Below are 14321 nucleotides of genomic sequence, written 5' to 3' on the forward strand. Positions count from 1 at the left end.
GATGACAAACCACCTCAAACGGTCGGAAGGGGGATTCATGCGCGTTGCGGTACTGCTTTTGGGGCTGGCGCTGACGCTGCCCGGCCAGCTGCTGGCCCGCGCACCTGCCGCGGCGCCCCCGCCGTTCGCGGTTCCCGGCCTGGTCGAGGCGCACCTCACGCCCGACCACTGGATCCAGGCCCTGGCCGAACCCGATCGCATCATCCTGACCCCCGAACAGATCGCACGGCAGAACGCGCGCATGGTCGCGGAGGACGCTTCCATCCATGACCTGGGCGCGCTGCCGGCCCAGCTGGACGCCAACCAGGTGCGCGGCTGGATCGAAGACCTGGCCAGCATGCCCACGCGCGAGATGTTCGACGCCGACGGCAACCCGGTGGCCGCCTCCGTGCTGGCCGCCATCCAGGACAACGTGGCGCTCGACGCGGTGCCCGCCAGCCAGGCCACCCGCTTCGGCATGGTCGTGCGCCGCGCCGACCTGCGTGCCTTCCCCACCCGGCTGCGGGTGTTCAGCGCGCCCGGCAACAGCGACATCGACCGCTTCCAGGAGAGCGCGCTGTTCCCCGGTGACCCGGTGGTGGTCACCCATGAAAGCGCCGACGGCGAGTGGCTGTTCGTGGTCAGCCAGCGCTACGCCGCCTGGATCGAAAAGCAGTACGTGGCCGAGGGCGAGCGCGAGCGCATCCTCGCCCGGGCCAGCGCCGCACCGTTCCTGGTGGTGACCGGCGCGACCGCCAGCACGGTGTACACGCCCGAGAACCCGCGGGTGTCGGAAGTGCAGCTGGAAATGGGCGTGCGGGTGCCGGTGCTGGACGCCCCGGTCACCGGTGAAAAGGTCAACGGCCAGGTGCCTGCCGCGCACTGGGTGATCGAGCTGCCGGTGCGCGACGACGACGGCGCGCTGTCGTTCGAGCCGGCGCTGCTGCCGCGCTCGGCCGACGTCGCCGACGACTACCTGCCGATGACCGAAGCCAACATCATCCGCCAGGCCTTCAAGTTCCTCGGCGAGCGCTACGGCTGGGGGCATTCGTACAACGCCCGCGACTGCAGCGGCTTCGTGTCCGAGATCTACCGCAGCTTCGGCGTGCTGATCCCGCGCAACACCAGCCGCCAGTCGATCACCCCGGTGCTCAACCGGCTGGCCTTCTCCGAGGCCGACGGCCACGACGCGCGCGTCGCCGCGCTGGCCGAAGCCCGCGTGGGCGACCTGATCTACATCCCCGGCCATGTGATGATGATGATCGGCCACGTTGACGGCGAACCGTTCGTGATCCACGACACCGCCGGCATGAGCTGGCTGCCCGACCCGGACGGCGACCTGGTGCGCCTGGGCCTGAGCGGCGTGGTGGTGACCCCGGTGCTGCCGATGATGTCCAACCGCACCACCCCGACCACCGACCGCATCACCAGCATCCAGCGCATCCGCCCCTGAGCCGCGAGAGCCCACGCACGATGAAGATCACAGACGTCCGGCTCGGCATGCTCCGGGTTCCGCTCAAGACCCCGTTCAAGACCGCGCTGCGCACCGTGGATGCGGTCGAGGACATCGTCGTGAGCATCCACACCGATACCGGCAACGTCGGCTACGGCGAGGCGGCGGCCACGGCGGTGATCACCGGCGACACCCACGGCTCGATCATCGAGGTGATCCGCAACCTGATCGCGCCGCGCCTGGTGGGCATGGAGGTGGCCGACCTCAACGCCATCCTGCAGGTCATCCACGGCTCGGCCGAGCGCAACACCAGCGCCAAGGCGGCGGTGGAGATCGCCGTCTACGACCTGTGGGCGCAGCTCTACGGCGCGCCGCTGTACCGGATGCTCGGCGGCGGCGACCCGGCGATCACCACCGACATCACCATCAGCGTGGACTACATCGACAAGATGGTGGCGGACTCGCTGTCGGCCGTCGACCGCGGCTTCGAATCGCTCAAGATCAAGGTCGGCAAGGAAATCGGCGTGGATCTTGAGCGGGTCAAGGCGATCTACGCCGCGGTCGAGGGCCGCGCCCTGCTGCGGCTGGACGCCAACCAGGGCTGGACGGCCAAGCAGGCCGTCTACGCCATCCGCACCCTGGAGGACGCGGGCGTGCAGCTGGAGCTGGTGGAGCAGCCGGTCAAGGCGCGCGACCTGGCCGGCATGAAGTACGTCACCGACCGCGTGCACACGCCGATCATGGCCGACGAAAGCGTGTTCGGCCCGTCCGAGGTGATCGAGCTGCTGCGCCAGCAGGCGGCGGACATCATCAACATCAAGCTGATGAAGACCGGCGGCATCTCCAACGCGATCAAGGTGGCCGACATCGCCGCCCTGTACGGGATCGAGTGCATGATCGGCTGCATGATCGAGACCAGCATCAGCGTGGCCGCGGCCGTGCACCTGGCGGTGGCAAAATCGGACACCATCCGCAAGGTCGACCTGGACGGGCCGTCGCTGTGCGCGTTCGACCCGGTCGACGGCGGGGTGGATTTCAACGAATCGGAGATTTCAATCGGCGACGCGCCGGGGCTCGGCATCCGCGAGATCCGCGGGCTCGAGCCGCTGGCCCCCTGACGGAGCCACGCCATGTCCTCGCTGCTCAGGATCAGCGCCCAGCGCGACAGGATGTCGGCAATCGAACGCCGGATCGCCGACTTCATCCTGGACAACGCCCACCTGCTGCGCGACTACTCCTCCCAGCAGCTGGCCAACGCGCTGGAAATCAGCCAGTCCAGCGTGGTCAAGTTCAGCCAGAAGCTCGGCTTCAAGGGCTATCCGGATCTGAAGTACGCGATCGGCGAAGACCTCGTCCGCAAGGACGGCAACGGCGCGCCGGCGGCAGAGGACGCGCCGGGCCACGACGTCCTCTCTCCGGGCGAACAGCTGTGGGAGGCCAAGTCGGACGCGGTGCGCGAGACCCGGCTGCTCAACCCGCCCGAGCGGATCGAGGCCGTCGTGGAAGCGATCCACGGCGCGCGCACGGTGTTCGTGCTCGGGCTGGGACAGGACGGCATCGTCGCCCGCGCCTTCACCCTGCGCCTGGCCCAGCTGGGGATCCTGGCGGTGTACCACTTCGACCCGGTGCTGATGCCGACCAGCCTGGCCAACGCCGGCCGCGAGGACGTGATGCTGGTGTTTTCCGAGCACGGCCGGCGCACGGTGCTGTCCGAACTCGGGCGCCTGTTCCGCACCCGCGTGGGCACGGTGGTCAGCGTGACCCGCAACACTCCCAACCCGCTGCGCGCCCAGGCCGACCTCACGCTGGTGGTGTCCGGCCACGACGAGCGCGCGCACGTGGAGCCGCTGCTGTACCAGTCGGCGCTGCACCAGCTGCTGGATCTGGTGTTCGTGCTGCTGTGCGAACATGGCCAGGAACGCCTGCAGTTGCTCGACCAGGACGCCGCGCGCATCCGCGAGCTGCTCGAATCCTGAGGATCGCCATGACCGCCGCGTATGTTCTCTACCACAACCCCCGCTGCTCCAAGTCGCGCGGGGCGCTGGATCTGCTGCAGGAAAACGGGATCGAGCCGGAGATCGTGCGCTACCTGGACGACCCGCCGGACGCGGACACGCTGCGCGCGCTGGTGCGCAAGCTCGGCATCCGCCCGCGGGAGCTGCTGCGCACCGGCGAGGACGAGTACCACAGCCTGGGGCTGGCCGATGAGTCGGTGGGCGATGACGCGATCATCGAGGCGATGGCAGCGCATCCGCGGCTGATCGAGCGTCCGGTGCTGGTACGCGGAGACCGCGCGGTCATCGGCCGGCCGCCGGAACGGGTGCTGGAACTGGTTGGCTGAGCGCCGCCAGGCGGCGCGCGCCTTTCGGGCCGTTCAGCGGGATTTGGTCTCGCGCAGGCGGCGCATGCGTTCGGGGGGCTCGAACGAGTCGCTGCGGGCATCTGCCCAGAACGCCTCGAACACCGCGTGCTCCGGTGCGCCGTGGATCAGCTCCCCCGGCTCCAGGAACCGGTACATCGCCGCCAGCGAACGGATCTTGGTGAGCGACTCGCGCCGCAGGATGTGCTCGGGGCCCAGCTGCTGCGGATGCACCAGGCCGGCGGCGCCGATCAGGTCGCGCAGCGCAAGCATGGTGTTGTCATGGAAACGCTGCACGCGCAGCGCCTTGTCGGTCACGTCCAGGTGTTTCCAGCGCGACGGATCCTGGGTCGCCACGCCGGTCGGGCACAGGTCGTTGTGGCAGCTCTGGGCCTGGATGCAGCCCAGCGCGAACATGAAGCCGCGCCCGGAGTTGCACCAGTCCGCGCCCATGGCGATGGTGCGGGCCACGTCGAAGGCGCTGGTGATGCGCCCGGCCGCACCGATCCGCACCCGGTCGCGCAGGTCCAGCCCCACCAGGGTGTTGTGGACCAGCATCAGCGCCTCCTGCATCGGCACGCCGACGTGGTCGATGAACTCCGCCGGCGCCGCGCCGGTGCCGCCCTCCGAGCCGTCGACGACGATGAAGTCGGGCAGCAGCCCGGTCTCGTGCATGGCCTTGGCGATCCCGAACCATTCCCACGGATGGCCGATCGCCAGCTTGAAACCCACCGGTTTGCCGCCCGAAAGCTCGCGCAGGCGGGCCAGGAACCGCATCATTTCCACCGGGGTGGAAAAAGCCGAATGGCGCGGCGGGGAAACGCAATCCACGCCGACCGGGATCCCGCGTGCGGCAGCGATCTCGGTAGTGACCTTGGCCCCCGGCAGCAGCCCGCCCTTGCCGGGCTTGGCACCCTGCGAGAGCTTGAGCTCGATCATCTTCACCTGCGGCTCGGTCGCATTGGCAACGAAGCGCTCCTCGTTGAAATTGCCCCACTCGTCGCGGCAGCCGAAGTAGCCCGAACCGATCTCCCACACCAGGTCGCCGCCGTGTTCGCGGTGGTAGCGCGAGATCGACCCCTCGCCGGTGTCATGGAAGAAGCCGCCGGCCTTCGCGCCTGCATTGAGCGCCAGGATCGCGTTGGGCGAGAGCGAGCCAAAGCTCATCGCCGAGATGTTGAACACGCTGGCCGAGTACGGCTGCGCGCAGTCCGGGCCGACGACGATGCGGAAGTCGTGCGACTCGATCTCCAGCGACGCCACCGAATGGTTGAGCCATTCGAAATCCGGCGCGTAGACATCGTGCTGGGTGCCGAACGGACGCACGTCGCTGACCGACTTGGCGCGCTGGTACACCAGCGCGCGCTGCTGGCGCGAGAACGGCACCTCGGCGGTGTCGTCCTCGATCAGGTACTGGCGCATCTCCGGGCCGATCGACTCCAGCCCATAGCGGAAGTGCGCCAGCAGCGGATAGTTGCGGCGCAGGGTGCTGCGCCGCTGCAGCAGGTCCGCCACGCCGACCAGAGCCAGTCCGCCGAACACCGCAACGCCCCACCACCAGCCGGGCCATCGCAGCGACAGCGCCAGCGACAGCAGCGCCAGGGCGATGGCAGCCCACCAGGCGAAATAACGGCTCATCCAATGTCCACGCGTTCGACCCAGGGACTGGAGTCTACAGGCCGGGGCGCGACGCGGCTCCGCTCCGCGCGGCCTCGCCGGTATGCTGTCGCGGTCGATTGGCGGAGAGAATTTTTGGAACTGACCTGCTACGGCGCCGCCGGCGAAGTCACCGGCTCCTGCCACCACCTGCGTTGCGGCGACCACCGGTTGCTGCTGGACTGCGGCCTGTTCCAGGGCACGCGCGAGGAAGAAGCCCGCAACGCCCGCCCGCTGCCCTTCAACCCGGCGGACATCGACGCGGTGGTGCTCAGCCACGCCCACCTGGACCACTGCGGACGCCTGCCGCTATTGGTGCGCGGCGGCTTCCGCGGGCCGATCCATACCCACGCGGTCAGTATCGACCTGGTGCGGATCCTGCTGCGCGACGCGGCCTGGCTCGAGGCCTCGGACACGGAGCGCGAGAACCGGCGGCGGGCACAGCGCGGCAAGCCACCCCTGCAGCCGCTGTTTGGCCAGGACGACGTGGACGCGGTGATGCGCCAGATGCGGCCGCTGCCGTTCGGTGGGCGCCACGAGATCCTGCCCGGGATCACCGTCACCCTCGGCCACGCCGGCCACATCCTCGGCGCGGCCAGCGTGTTGCTGGACCTGCGCGATGGCGGCATGCGTCGACGGCTGCTGTACAGCGGCGACATCGGCCCCGACGCCACCGCGCTGATACCCGACCCGAGCCCGCCCGCGGCCGCCGACGTGGTGCTGATGGAAAGCACCTACGGCGACCGCGACCACCGCTCGCGCGAGGACACGCTGGAGGAGATCGGCCGGGTGCTCGATGCGGCGTGGGACGACGGCGGCAACCTGCTGGTGCCGTCGTTCGCGATCGGGCGCACGCAGGAGATGCTGGCGCTGTTCGCGCAGAACTTCGAGCGCTGGAAGCTGGCCCGCTGGCGGATCTTCCTCGACAGCCCGATGGCGATCGAGGCCACCGCCGTGCACGACCGCCACGCCGACCAGTTCCACGATGGCGCGCGGAAGATGATCGGCACCCGCCGGCTGCACGAGCTGCTGCCGAACTTCCACGAGACGCCGGACACCGCGCAGTCGATCCGGCTCAACGCCGTGCGTTCGGGCGCGATCATCATCGCCGGCAGCGGCATGTGCACCGGTGGGCGGATCCTGCACCACCTGGCCAACAACCTGCCCCGGCAGCAGACGGACGTGATGATCATCGGCTACCAGGGCCAGGGCACCCTGGGCCGGCGACTGGTGGACGGCGCCGAGCGGGTGCGCATCCACGGCAACGATGTCCGGGTCAACGCCCGCATCCACACCATTGGCGGGCTGTCGGCGCACGCCGGCCAGTCCGAACTGGCGCGCTGGTACGGCGCGATCGATGGCCGCCCGCCGGTGCACCTGGTGCATGGCGAGGCGCGCGGGCGCGAAGGACTGGCGGCGCGGCTGCAGACCGATTACGGCGTGGACGCCGGGCTGCCCGCCTACGGCGACACCATCCACCTGTAGGAAGCGCGCAGCGCGCTCCTGCCCGGGGTGGCATCGCTATGATGATCCGGTCATGTCGACTTCCGGCACCGAACCCGTCTTCCACGCCCAGGGGCTGACCCGCGTCTATCGCATGGGCGAGGTGGAGGTGCATGCGCTGCGCGGGGTGGACCTTGAGCTGCACGAAGGCGAGTTCGTGGTGCTGCTCGGCGCCTCAGGCAGCGGCAAGTCGACCCTGCTCAACATCCTCGGAGGGCTGGACGCGCCCAGCAGCGGCACGGTCGAGTGCCGCGGCCACGCGCTGACCGGCGCCGACGACGATGCGCTGACCCGCTTCCGCCGCGAGCACGTGGGCTTCGTGTTCCAGTTCTACAACCTGATTCCGAGCCTGACCGCGCGCGAGAACGTGGCCCTGGTGACCGAGATCGCGAAGGACCCGATGACGCCCGAGGAGGCGCTGGAGCTGGTGGGGCTGGAGCAGCGCATGGACCACTTCCCGGCCCAGCTCTCGGGCGGCGAGCAGCAGCGGGTGGCGATCGCCCGCGCGATCGCCAAGCGGCCGACGGTGCTGCTGTGCGACGAGCCGACCGGGGCGCTGGACTCGAAGACCGGGATCCGGGTGCTGGAGGCGCTGGAACGGACCAACCGGGAGACCGGCGCGCTGACCGTGGTGATCACCCACAACGCGGTGATCGCGGACATGGCCGACCGGGTGATCCGGCTCAGCGACGGCCGGGTGGAAAGCGACCGCCGCAACGCGGCCCGCGCCAGCCCGCGGGACCTGCACTGGTGAAGCCGCTGCACCGCAAGCTGTGGCGGGAACTGCGGCAGCTGCGCGGCCAGGTGCTGGCGATCGCCGCGGTGATGGTGGCCGGCATCGCCACCATGGTCATGGCCCAGGGCAACTACCACGCGCTGTCGCAGACCCGCGACCTGTACTACGCCGAGTACCGCTTCGCCGACGTGTTCGCGCAGGCCAAGCGCGCGCCGCTGGGCGCGGTGGATGCGGTGCGGGCGCTGCCGGGGGTGGGACAGGTGCAGGCGCGGGTGAGCGGCTTCGCCAACCTGGAGGTGGCCGGCTTCGACGAGGCGGTGTCGGGGCAGATCGTGTCGCTGCCGGTACCCGGCGAGAACGGCCTCAACCGGGTGTTCCTGCGCGAGGGCGAACTGCCCTCGGCGGACGCGGAGGTGGTGCTGGGCGAGGCCTTCGCCCTGGCCCACGGCCTGCGCCCGGGCGACACCATCGAGGCGGTGCTCAACGGCCGCCGGCAGACCCTGCGGATCAGCGGCATCGGGCTGTCGCCGGAGTTCGTATACCAGGTCCGGCCCGGCGACCTGTTCCCGGACTTCGAGCGCTTCGCGGTGCTGTGGATGCAGCGCGAACCGCTGGCCGCCGCGCTGGACATGGTCGGTGCCTTCAACGACCTGGCGCTGGGGCTGGAGCGCGGCGCGCGCGCGGACGACGTGATCGACGCGCTCGACGCCCTGCTGGCGCCCTGGGGCGGCACCGGCGCGCACGGCCGCGACGACCAGCTCTCGCACCGGATGCTGGACGAGGAACTGGCCGGGCTGCGGACCATGACCCGGATGTTCACCGCGATCTTCCTGGGGGTGTCGGCGTTCCTGCTCAACGTGGTGGTCGGGCGGCTGGTGGGTGCGCAGCGCGAGCAGATCGCCCTGCTCAAGGCGTTCGGCTACGGCCGCTGGGAAGTGGGCGCGCACTACGCCCAGCTGGCGCTGCTGATGTCCTGCGCGGGAGTGCTGCCGGGGCTGGCGCTGGGCGCCTGGATCGGCCGCGCCATGGCCGGCATCTACGTCGAATACTTCAGCTTCCCCTACTTGGCCTGGTCGCTGCAGCCGTCGCTGGTGCTGGCGGCGCTGGCGTTCGCGGTGGCGGCCGCGGGCTTCGGCACCTTCGCCGCGCTGCGCCGCGCCTTCGCCCTGCCTCCGGCCGAGGCGATGCGGCCGGAGGCGCCGGCCACGTTCCGGCCCACGCTCACCGAGCGCATCGGCCTGGGCGCCCTGCTCGATCCGGCGGCGCGGATGATCCTGCGCAACCTGGAGCGGCGGCCGCTGCGCACCGCGCTGTCGGTGCTCGGGATCGGGCTGGGGCTGGGGGTGCTGGTGATGTCGCGCTTCATCGGCGGGGCGATCGACGGCATCGTCGAGGTCCAGTTCGGCCTGGCCCAGCGCGACGATTTCACCGTGACCCTGGTGGAACCCGCCTCCGGACGCGCGGCGCAGGAGCTGGCGGCGCTGCCGGGGGTGCACGCGGTGGAGCCGTTCCGCAACGCCGCGGTGCGCCTGCGCAGCGGCCACCGCGAATACCGCACCGCGCTGCAGGGCCTGCCGCCTGGCTCCGACCTGCGCCGGGTGCTGGACCGCGACCTGCAGCCGGTCCAATTGCCCGCCGACGGCCTGTTGCTGACCGACTTCCTCGGGGAACTGCTGGGCGTGGGCCCGGGCGACAGCGTGCGGGTGGAGTTCCTGGAAGGCCACCGGCGCACGCTGGAGGTGCCGGTGGCCGGGCTGGTGAGCGAGTACCTGGGGGTGGGCGCGTACGCGCGCCAGGAAACGGTGAACCGGCTGCTCGGCGAAGGCGACGCGATCTCCGGCGCCTGGCTGGCGCTGGATTCGCCCGCCGCGCGCGCAGGCGTGGTCCGCGAGCTGCGCGCACGGCCGCAGGTGGCCTCGGCCACCGACCGCGGCGCCACCATCCGCGGCTTCATGGACTCGATCGCCCAGACCATGCTCACCTTCAACCTGGCGATCACCGGCATGGCCGCCGCCATCGCCGCCGGGGTGGTGTACAACAGCGCGCGCATCACCCTGGCCGAGCGCGGCCGCGAGCTGGCCAGCCTGCGCGTGCTCGGCTATACCCGAGGCGAGGCGCGGGCGATGCTGTTCGGCGAGCTGCTGACCCTGAGCCTGCTGGCGCTGCTACCCGGCTTCGCCCTCGGCTACGGGCTGTCGGCGCTGCTGGTGCAGGCCATGGCCACCGACCTGTACCGGCTGCCGCTGGCGCTGGCTCCCTCCGGATTCGCGGAGGCCGGGCTGGTGATACTGGCGACCACCGTGCTCTCGGGCATGCTGGTGCTGCGCCGGCTCGACCGCCTGGACCTGGTGGCCGCGCTCAAGACCAAGGAATGAACCCGATGAAACATCCCCGCCGTCTCCGCCATGCCGCCATTGCCGCGGTCGTGCTGCTCCTGCTGGCCGTGGCGCTGTGGCCGTCAAGCGCACCGGTGGACGCGGCCGCGGCCGAACGCGGCGCGGTGCAGGAGGCGGTCGAGGCCGAGGGCCGCACCCGGGTGCGCGAGCGCTACGTGATCGCCGCGCCCGCGGCGGCGGCGGCCAGGCGCATCGCGCTGGAGCCGGGGGATCGGGTCGAAGCCGGGCAGACGGTAGTGGTCCTGGACGCCGGCAGCGCCGCGCCGCTGGACGGACGCACCCGCTCGGCGCTGGAAGCCTGGGTGGGCGGCGCCCGCGCCAGCCTGGCGGCCGCGCGCGAGGACGCCGCCGCGGCCGCCGCCGCCGCGGAACAGGCGGAAGCCGAAGCCCGGCGCCTGCGCGCGCTGGCCCGCGACAGCCTGGTGGCCGAGCAGGCCGCCGAGCGCGCCGAGACCGAACGCGAGCGCGCCGCGCGCGAGGCCGCCAGCGCGCGCCACCGCCAGACCACGGCGGAACAGCAGATGCGCGCGGCCGAGGCGATGCTGGTACGCGGCGGGCGCAGCGGCGCGATCGAGTTCGAGCTGACCGCGCCGGTGGACGGGGTGCTGCTGCGCCGCCACTTCGAAAGCGCGCGCCCGGTGCAGGCCGGCGAGCCGCTGGTGGAGATCGGCGACCCCGCGCAGCTGGAGGTGGAGGTGGACGTGCTTTCCGCCGACGCGGTGCGCCTGCGCGAAGGCATGCGGGTGGAGCTGCTGCGCTGGGGCGGCGGGCCCGCCCTGCCCGGCCGGGTCCGGCGGATCGAGCCGGGCGGCTTCACCAAGGTCTCGGCGCTGGGGGTGGAAGAGCAGCGGGTGTGGACGATCGTGGAACTGGCGGGCGACCCGGACGCCTGGCAGCGCCTGGGCGAGGGCTACCGGGTCAACGCCCGGTTCGTTCTCGACGAGCGCGAGGACGCGCTGCGGGTGCCGGCCAGCGCGGTGTTCCGCCACGGCGAGGGCCACGCGGCGTTCCGGATCGACGGCAGCCGCGCGCGGCTGGCTCCGGTGCAGGCCGGCCTGCAGGGCGGCGGCTGGGTGGAGGTGCTCGACGGCCTGGGCGAAGGCGACCGGGTGGTGGTGCATCCCGACCGCGCGCTGGAAGACGGCGCCCGGGTGCGGGAACGCTGAGCCCCGGCGCGATGCACACCGGACTGTTCACCCTGATCGGCGGCATCGGCCTGTTCCTGCTGGGAATGCGGCTGATGACCGACGGCCTGACCGCCTCGGCCGGCGGCGGGCTGCGCACGATCCTGGCCGGCGCCACCCGCAGCCGCGGGCGCGCGCTCGGCTCGGGGCTGCTCATCACCACCGGCGTGCAGTCCTCCAGCGCGGTGATCTTCGCCACCATCGGCTTCGTCAACGCCGGCCTGCTGAGCCTGGGCCAGGCGATCGGCCTGGTGTACGGCGCCAACCTGGGCACCACCCTGACTTCGTGGCTGGTGGCGGTGGCGGGGTTCAACCTCAACCTGCGGGCGCTGGCGCTGCCGGCGATCGGGCTGGGCGCGATGGCGTGGGCGATCTCGCGCTCATCGCGCTGGGGCGCGCTGGGGCAGGCGGCGGCCGGCTTCGGCCTGTTCTTCCTGGGCATCGACGTGCTGCGCGACGCGTTCGACGGACTGGGCGGCATGTTCGCAGTACAGGGACAGGACGCCGGCACCGTTGCCGGCATCGCCGCGTTCGTGCTCTCGGGCATCGTCGCCACCCTGCTCACCCAGTCCTCGAGCGCGACCCTGGCCATCACCCTGACCGCGGCCGCGGGCGGGCTGCTGCCGCTGCAGGCAGCGGCGGCGATGATCGTCGGCGCCAACGTGGGCACCACTTCAACGGCGGTGTTCGCGGCCATCGGCGCGACCTCGCCGGCCAGGCGCGTGGCGGCCGCGCACGTGCTGTTCAACGTGGTCACCGCGGCGCTCGCACTGGCGCTGCTGCCGGGGCTGCTGTGGCTGTCCGCGGCCATCGCGGGCCTGGTCTCCGACGACCCGCACATCGCGCTCTCGCTGGCGGTATTCCATACCCTCACCAAGCTGCTCGGCGTGGGCGTGCTCTGGCCGCTGACGCCGCGGGTGGTGGCGATCCTGGAGCGCCGCTTCCGCAGCACCGGGGAAGACCTTGCCCGGCCGCAGCACCTGGATGCGAACCTGCTGGCGACGCCGGCGGTGGCGATGGACGCGCTGGGCATGGAGCTGCGCCGGATGGGCGCGATCGCGACCGGGAACTGCCTGGCCGCGCTGGAGGATCCGCAGGGGCGCGGGCCGCGGCTGGAGGCCGGGCGCCAGGTGCTCGAATCGCTGCAGGCCGCCGCGGGCGAGTACTCGGCCGGCATCCACCACCGGGTTCACGACCCGGCCCTGGACGCGCGGCTGCCGCACGCGCTGCGGGTGGCCCAGTATCACGTCAACCTGGCGGAACTGGCGCCGGAGCTGGCCCGGCTGCGGCCGCAGGCGCACCTGGAGGTGGACGGGCCGGCACGCCTGCTGCAGGAGATCCGGGATCAGGCGTCCGCCCTGCTGCGCGCCGGCTCGGCGGGCGAGGTGTCGCCGCGGCGGATGGCGGTGGTGCTGGAATACGGCAGCATCCTGCGCCGGATCTGCGGCCAGGCGGCGAAAGCAACGGTCTATCTGGATCGCTACCTCGAACACCCCGCCGACGCCGGCGACGCCGCTGCGGCAGCGGCCGCTCCCCCGGGGTAGGACTTTTCCTACGGGCAGGCGCGGGCCGTACCGACTGCGCCCGAAACATCGCCGGCGCATGCTCTTCCTGCCCCGGCAGCACGGTCCTGCACCTGGCAATGGATGCCGCTCAGCAACGGACAACGACCGCGACCTTGAGCAAGTCACAGCTGGGCCGGGGCGCCCTCCCAATTCCGCATGGAGCGCGCCCATGAGTACGGCAACGCTGCAACTGGTGAAGTCGTATGGCGGCTGGCAGCTTCTGGACGCCGGCAATCCCGTTTTCTGGTTTCCCGAGCGTGCCAAGGGCCTTGAGATCGCCACGATCATGGCCGACGCCCGCAGCCTCTACCACGGCCTGCCGGCCAGCGTGGAGGCCGAGAACGAGCAGGGCGTATTCGAAGTCGTCGCCAGCTTCGGCTGACGCCTCCCGCCGCCCGCACGCGTCCGGCTATCGCCCGGACTTTCCACCGCCGCGCCGCTCAGGCACGCTAGCGCACCTGCCCGGGTGGCGAAACCGGTAGACGCAAGGGACTTAAAATCCCTCGGTGGCAACACCATGTGGGTTCGATTCCCACCCCGGGCACCAGAAAACAGCAAAGGCCCGCTCAGGCGGGCCTTTTTCATGGATCCGGGATGGAGGCCTGGGTCGGAATCGAACCGGCGTACGCGGATTTGCAGTCCGCTGCATGACCACTCTGCCACCAGGCCGGTGACGCGCGCCATCGAGGCTGGCGCAGGCGGGCGGCGAATTCAAGCGCCCGACACTAAAAAACCCCGCGTGCGGGGTTCCTTCGACGCAAACTGGAGCGGGAAACGAGACTCGAACTCGCGACCTCAACCTTGGCAAGGTTGCGCTCTACCAACTGAGCTATTCCCGCGTCGTGGGATGCGAGATTTTACCGTTCGCGGCGGGGGTGTCAACTGTTTTGCGGTCCTGCACGCGCAATACCGGCCACGCCGCGCGCAAGTACATGAATCCGGACCACAGGGTCAGCAGCGCCGCGCCGGCCAGCAGCCAGTCGCCGATGATGAACACCACGTCGTTCCACCACGGCACCAGGCCCGGCGGCCGGCTCTGCGGGGTTACCGAATACAGCAGGCACAGGATCGCGACCATCTGCACCACGGTCTTGAACTTGCCGATCGCGGCCACCCGCACGGTGGCGCGCTGGCCCAGTTCGGCCATCCATTCGCGCAGCGCCGAAACCGCGATCTCGCGGCCCACGATCACCGCCGCCCAGCACGCCATCCACGGCGTCGGGTGCGCCTGCACGATCAAGAACAGCGCCACCGCCACCATCAGCTTGTCGGCCACCGGATCCAGGAACGCGCCGAACGCGGAGTACTGGTGGAAGCGGCGCGCGATCCAGCCGTCCAGCCAGTCGGTGATCGCGGCCAGTGCGAAGATCACCGCGGCGGCGAGGTTGGTCCACGAAAACGGCAGGTAGAACACCAGCACCAGCAGCGGGATCATCATGATCCGGGCCAGCGTGAGCCAGGTGGGAATGGTCAGGGTCATCTGCACGCGG

The 14321-nt window shown here is 71.0% G+C and carries 12 protein-coding genes and 3 tRNA genes; 11 read left to right on the forward strand and 4 right to left on the reverse strand.

Going from position 1 to position 14321, the window contains the following annotated elements; genetic code table 11:
- The first annotated feature begins 37 nt into the window (after positions 1–37).
- From ACOZ90_RS09480 to arsC, 4 genes are read left to right on the forward strand one after another with little or no spacing between them, the layout of a single operon-like run.
- A complete protein-coding gene (locus ACOZ90_RS09480) occupies positions 38–1432 on the forward strand; it encodes a C40 family peptidase (RefSeq protein ID WP_422893409.1) in 1395 nt (464 codons plus the stop codon).
- Between the two features lie 20 nt (positions 1433–1452).
- Entirely contained in the window at positions 1453–2550 is a 1098-nt protein-coding gene (locus ACOZ90_RS09485) for a dipeptide epimerase (RefSeq protein ID WP_422893410.1), read from the forward strand.
- Positions 2551–2562: 12 nt separating this feature from the next.
- Positions 2563–3408, forward strand: coding sequence for a MurR/RpiR family transcriptional regulator (locus ACOZ90_RS09490; protein ID WP_422893411.1), 846 nt, complete (start codon positions 2563–2565; stop codon positions 3406–3408).
- An 8-nt stretch (positions 3409–3416) separates the two neighbouring features.
- The gene (gene arsC / locus ACOZ90_RS09495) at positions 3417–3773 is read left to right on the forward strand and encodes an arsenate reductase (glutaredoxin) (protein ID WP_422893412.1); all 357 of its coding nucleotides are present in this window, start codon (positions 3417–3419) and stop codon (positions 3771–3773) included.
- Between the two features lie 33 nt (positions 3774–3806).
- On the opposite strand, the gene ACOZ90_RS09500 is transcribed toward arsC, so the two are convergent.
- Positions 3807–5429, reverse strand: a complete 1623-nt coding sequence (locus tag ACOZ90_RS09500; RefSeq protein WP_422893413.1) for an FMN-binding glutamate synthase family protein — start codon at positions 5427–5429, stop codon at positions 3807–3809.
- 114 nt (positions 5430–5543) lie between these two features.
- On the opposite strand from ACOZ90_RS09500, the gene ACOZ90_RS09505 reads away from it, so the two are divergent.
- The 7 genes from ACOZ90_RS09505 (at position 5544) to ACOZ90_RS09535 (ending at position 13378) form a co-directional block, all read left to right on the forward strand.
- Positions 5544–6932 (forward strand): MBL fold metallo-hydrolase RNA specificity domain-containing protein, encoded by a 1389-nt coding sequence (locus tag ACOZ90_RS09505; protein ID WP_422893414.1) that lies wholly within the window; start codon positions 5544–5546, stop codon positions 6930–6932.
- 52 nt (positions 6933–6984) lie between these two features.
- Positions 6985–7704: an ABC transporter ATP-binding protein gene (locus ACOZ90_RS09510; protein WP_422893415.1), complete on the forward strand. Its 720-nt coding sequence runs from the start codon at positions 6985–6987 to the stop codon at positions 7702–7704.
- Positions 7701–10061 carry an ABC transporter permease gene (locus ACOZ90_RS09515; protein WP_422893416.1) on the forward strand — a complete coding sequence of 787 codons (2361 nt, stop codon included), beginning with the start codon at positions 7701–7703 and terminating at the stop codon, positions 10059–10061. Before ACOZ90_RS09510 ends, ACOZ90_RS09515 begins: the two co-directional genes overlap by 4 nt.
- Before the next feature lie 5 nt (positions 10062–10066).
- A complete protein-coding gene (locus tag ACOZ90_RS09520) occupies positions 10067–11248 on the forward strand; it encodes an efflux RND transporter periplasmic adaptor subunit (protein ID WP_422893417.1) in 1182 nt (393 codons plus the stop codon).
- Between the two features lie 11 nt (positions 11249–11259).
- Positions 11260–12810 (forward strand): Na/Pi cotransporter family protein, encoded by a 1551-nt coding sequence (locus ACOZ90_RS09525; protein ID WP_422893418.1) that lies wholly within the window; start codon positions 11260–11262, stop codon positions 12808–12810.
- 190 nt (positions 12811–13000) lie between these two features.
- The gene (locus ACOZ90_RS09530) at positions 13001–13213 is read left to right on the forward strand and encodes a hypothetical protein (RefSeq protein WP_422893419.1); all 213 of its coding nucleotides are present in this window, start codon (positions 13001–13003) and stop codon (positions 13211–13213) included.
- Positions 13214–13291: 78 nt separating this feature from the next.
- A tRNA-Leu gene (locus ACOZ90_RS09535) sits at positions 13292–13378 on the forward strand.
- Positions 13379–13426: 48 nt separating this feature from the next.
- Here ACOZ90_RS09535 and ACOZ90_RS09540 read toward each other — a convergent pair.
- The 3 genes from ACOZ90_RS09540 to pgsA all read right to left on the reverse strand — a co-directional run bounded on the left by ACOZ90_RS09540 (position 13427) and on the right by pgsA (position 14311).
- A tRNA-Cys gene (locus ACOZ90_RS09540) sits at positions 13427–13500 on the reverse strand.
- Between the two features lie 94 nt (positions 13501–13594).
- A tRNA-Gly gene (locus tag ACOZ90_RS09545) sits at positions 13595–13670 on the reverse strand.
- Positions 13661–14311 carry a CDP-diacylglycerol--glycerol-3-phosphate 3-phosphatidyltransferase gene (pgsA, locus tag ACOZ90_RS09550; RefSeq protein ID WP_422893420.1) on the reverse strand — a complete coding sequence of 217 codons (651 nt, stop codon included), beginning with the start codon at positions 14309–14311 and terminating at the stop codon, positions 13661–13663. The genes ACOZ90_RS09545 and pgsA overlap by 10 nt, the downstream gene beginning before the upstream one ends.
- Positions 14312–14321 lie beyond the last annotated feature (10 nt).

The sequence above is a fragment of the Luteimonas dalianensis genome, from assembly GCF_049339425.1.
Taxonomy (GTDB): Bacteria; Pseudomonadota; Gammaproteobacteria; order Xanthomonadales; family Xanthomonadaceae; genus Luteimonas; species Luteimonas dalianensis.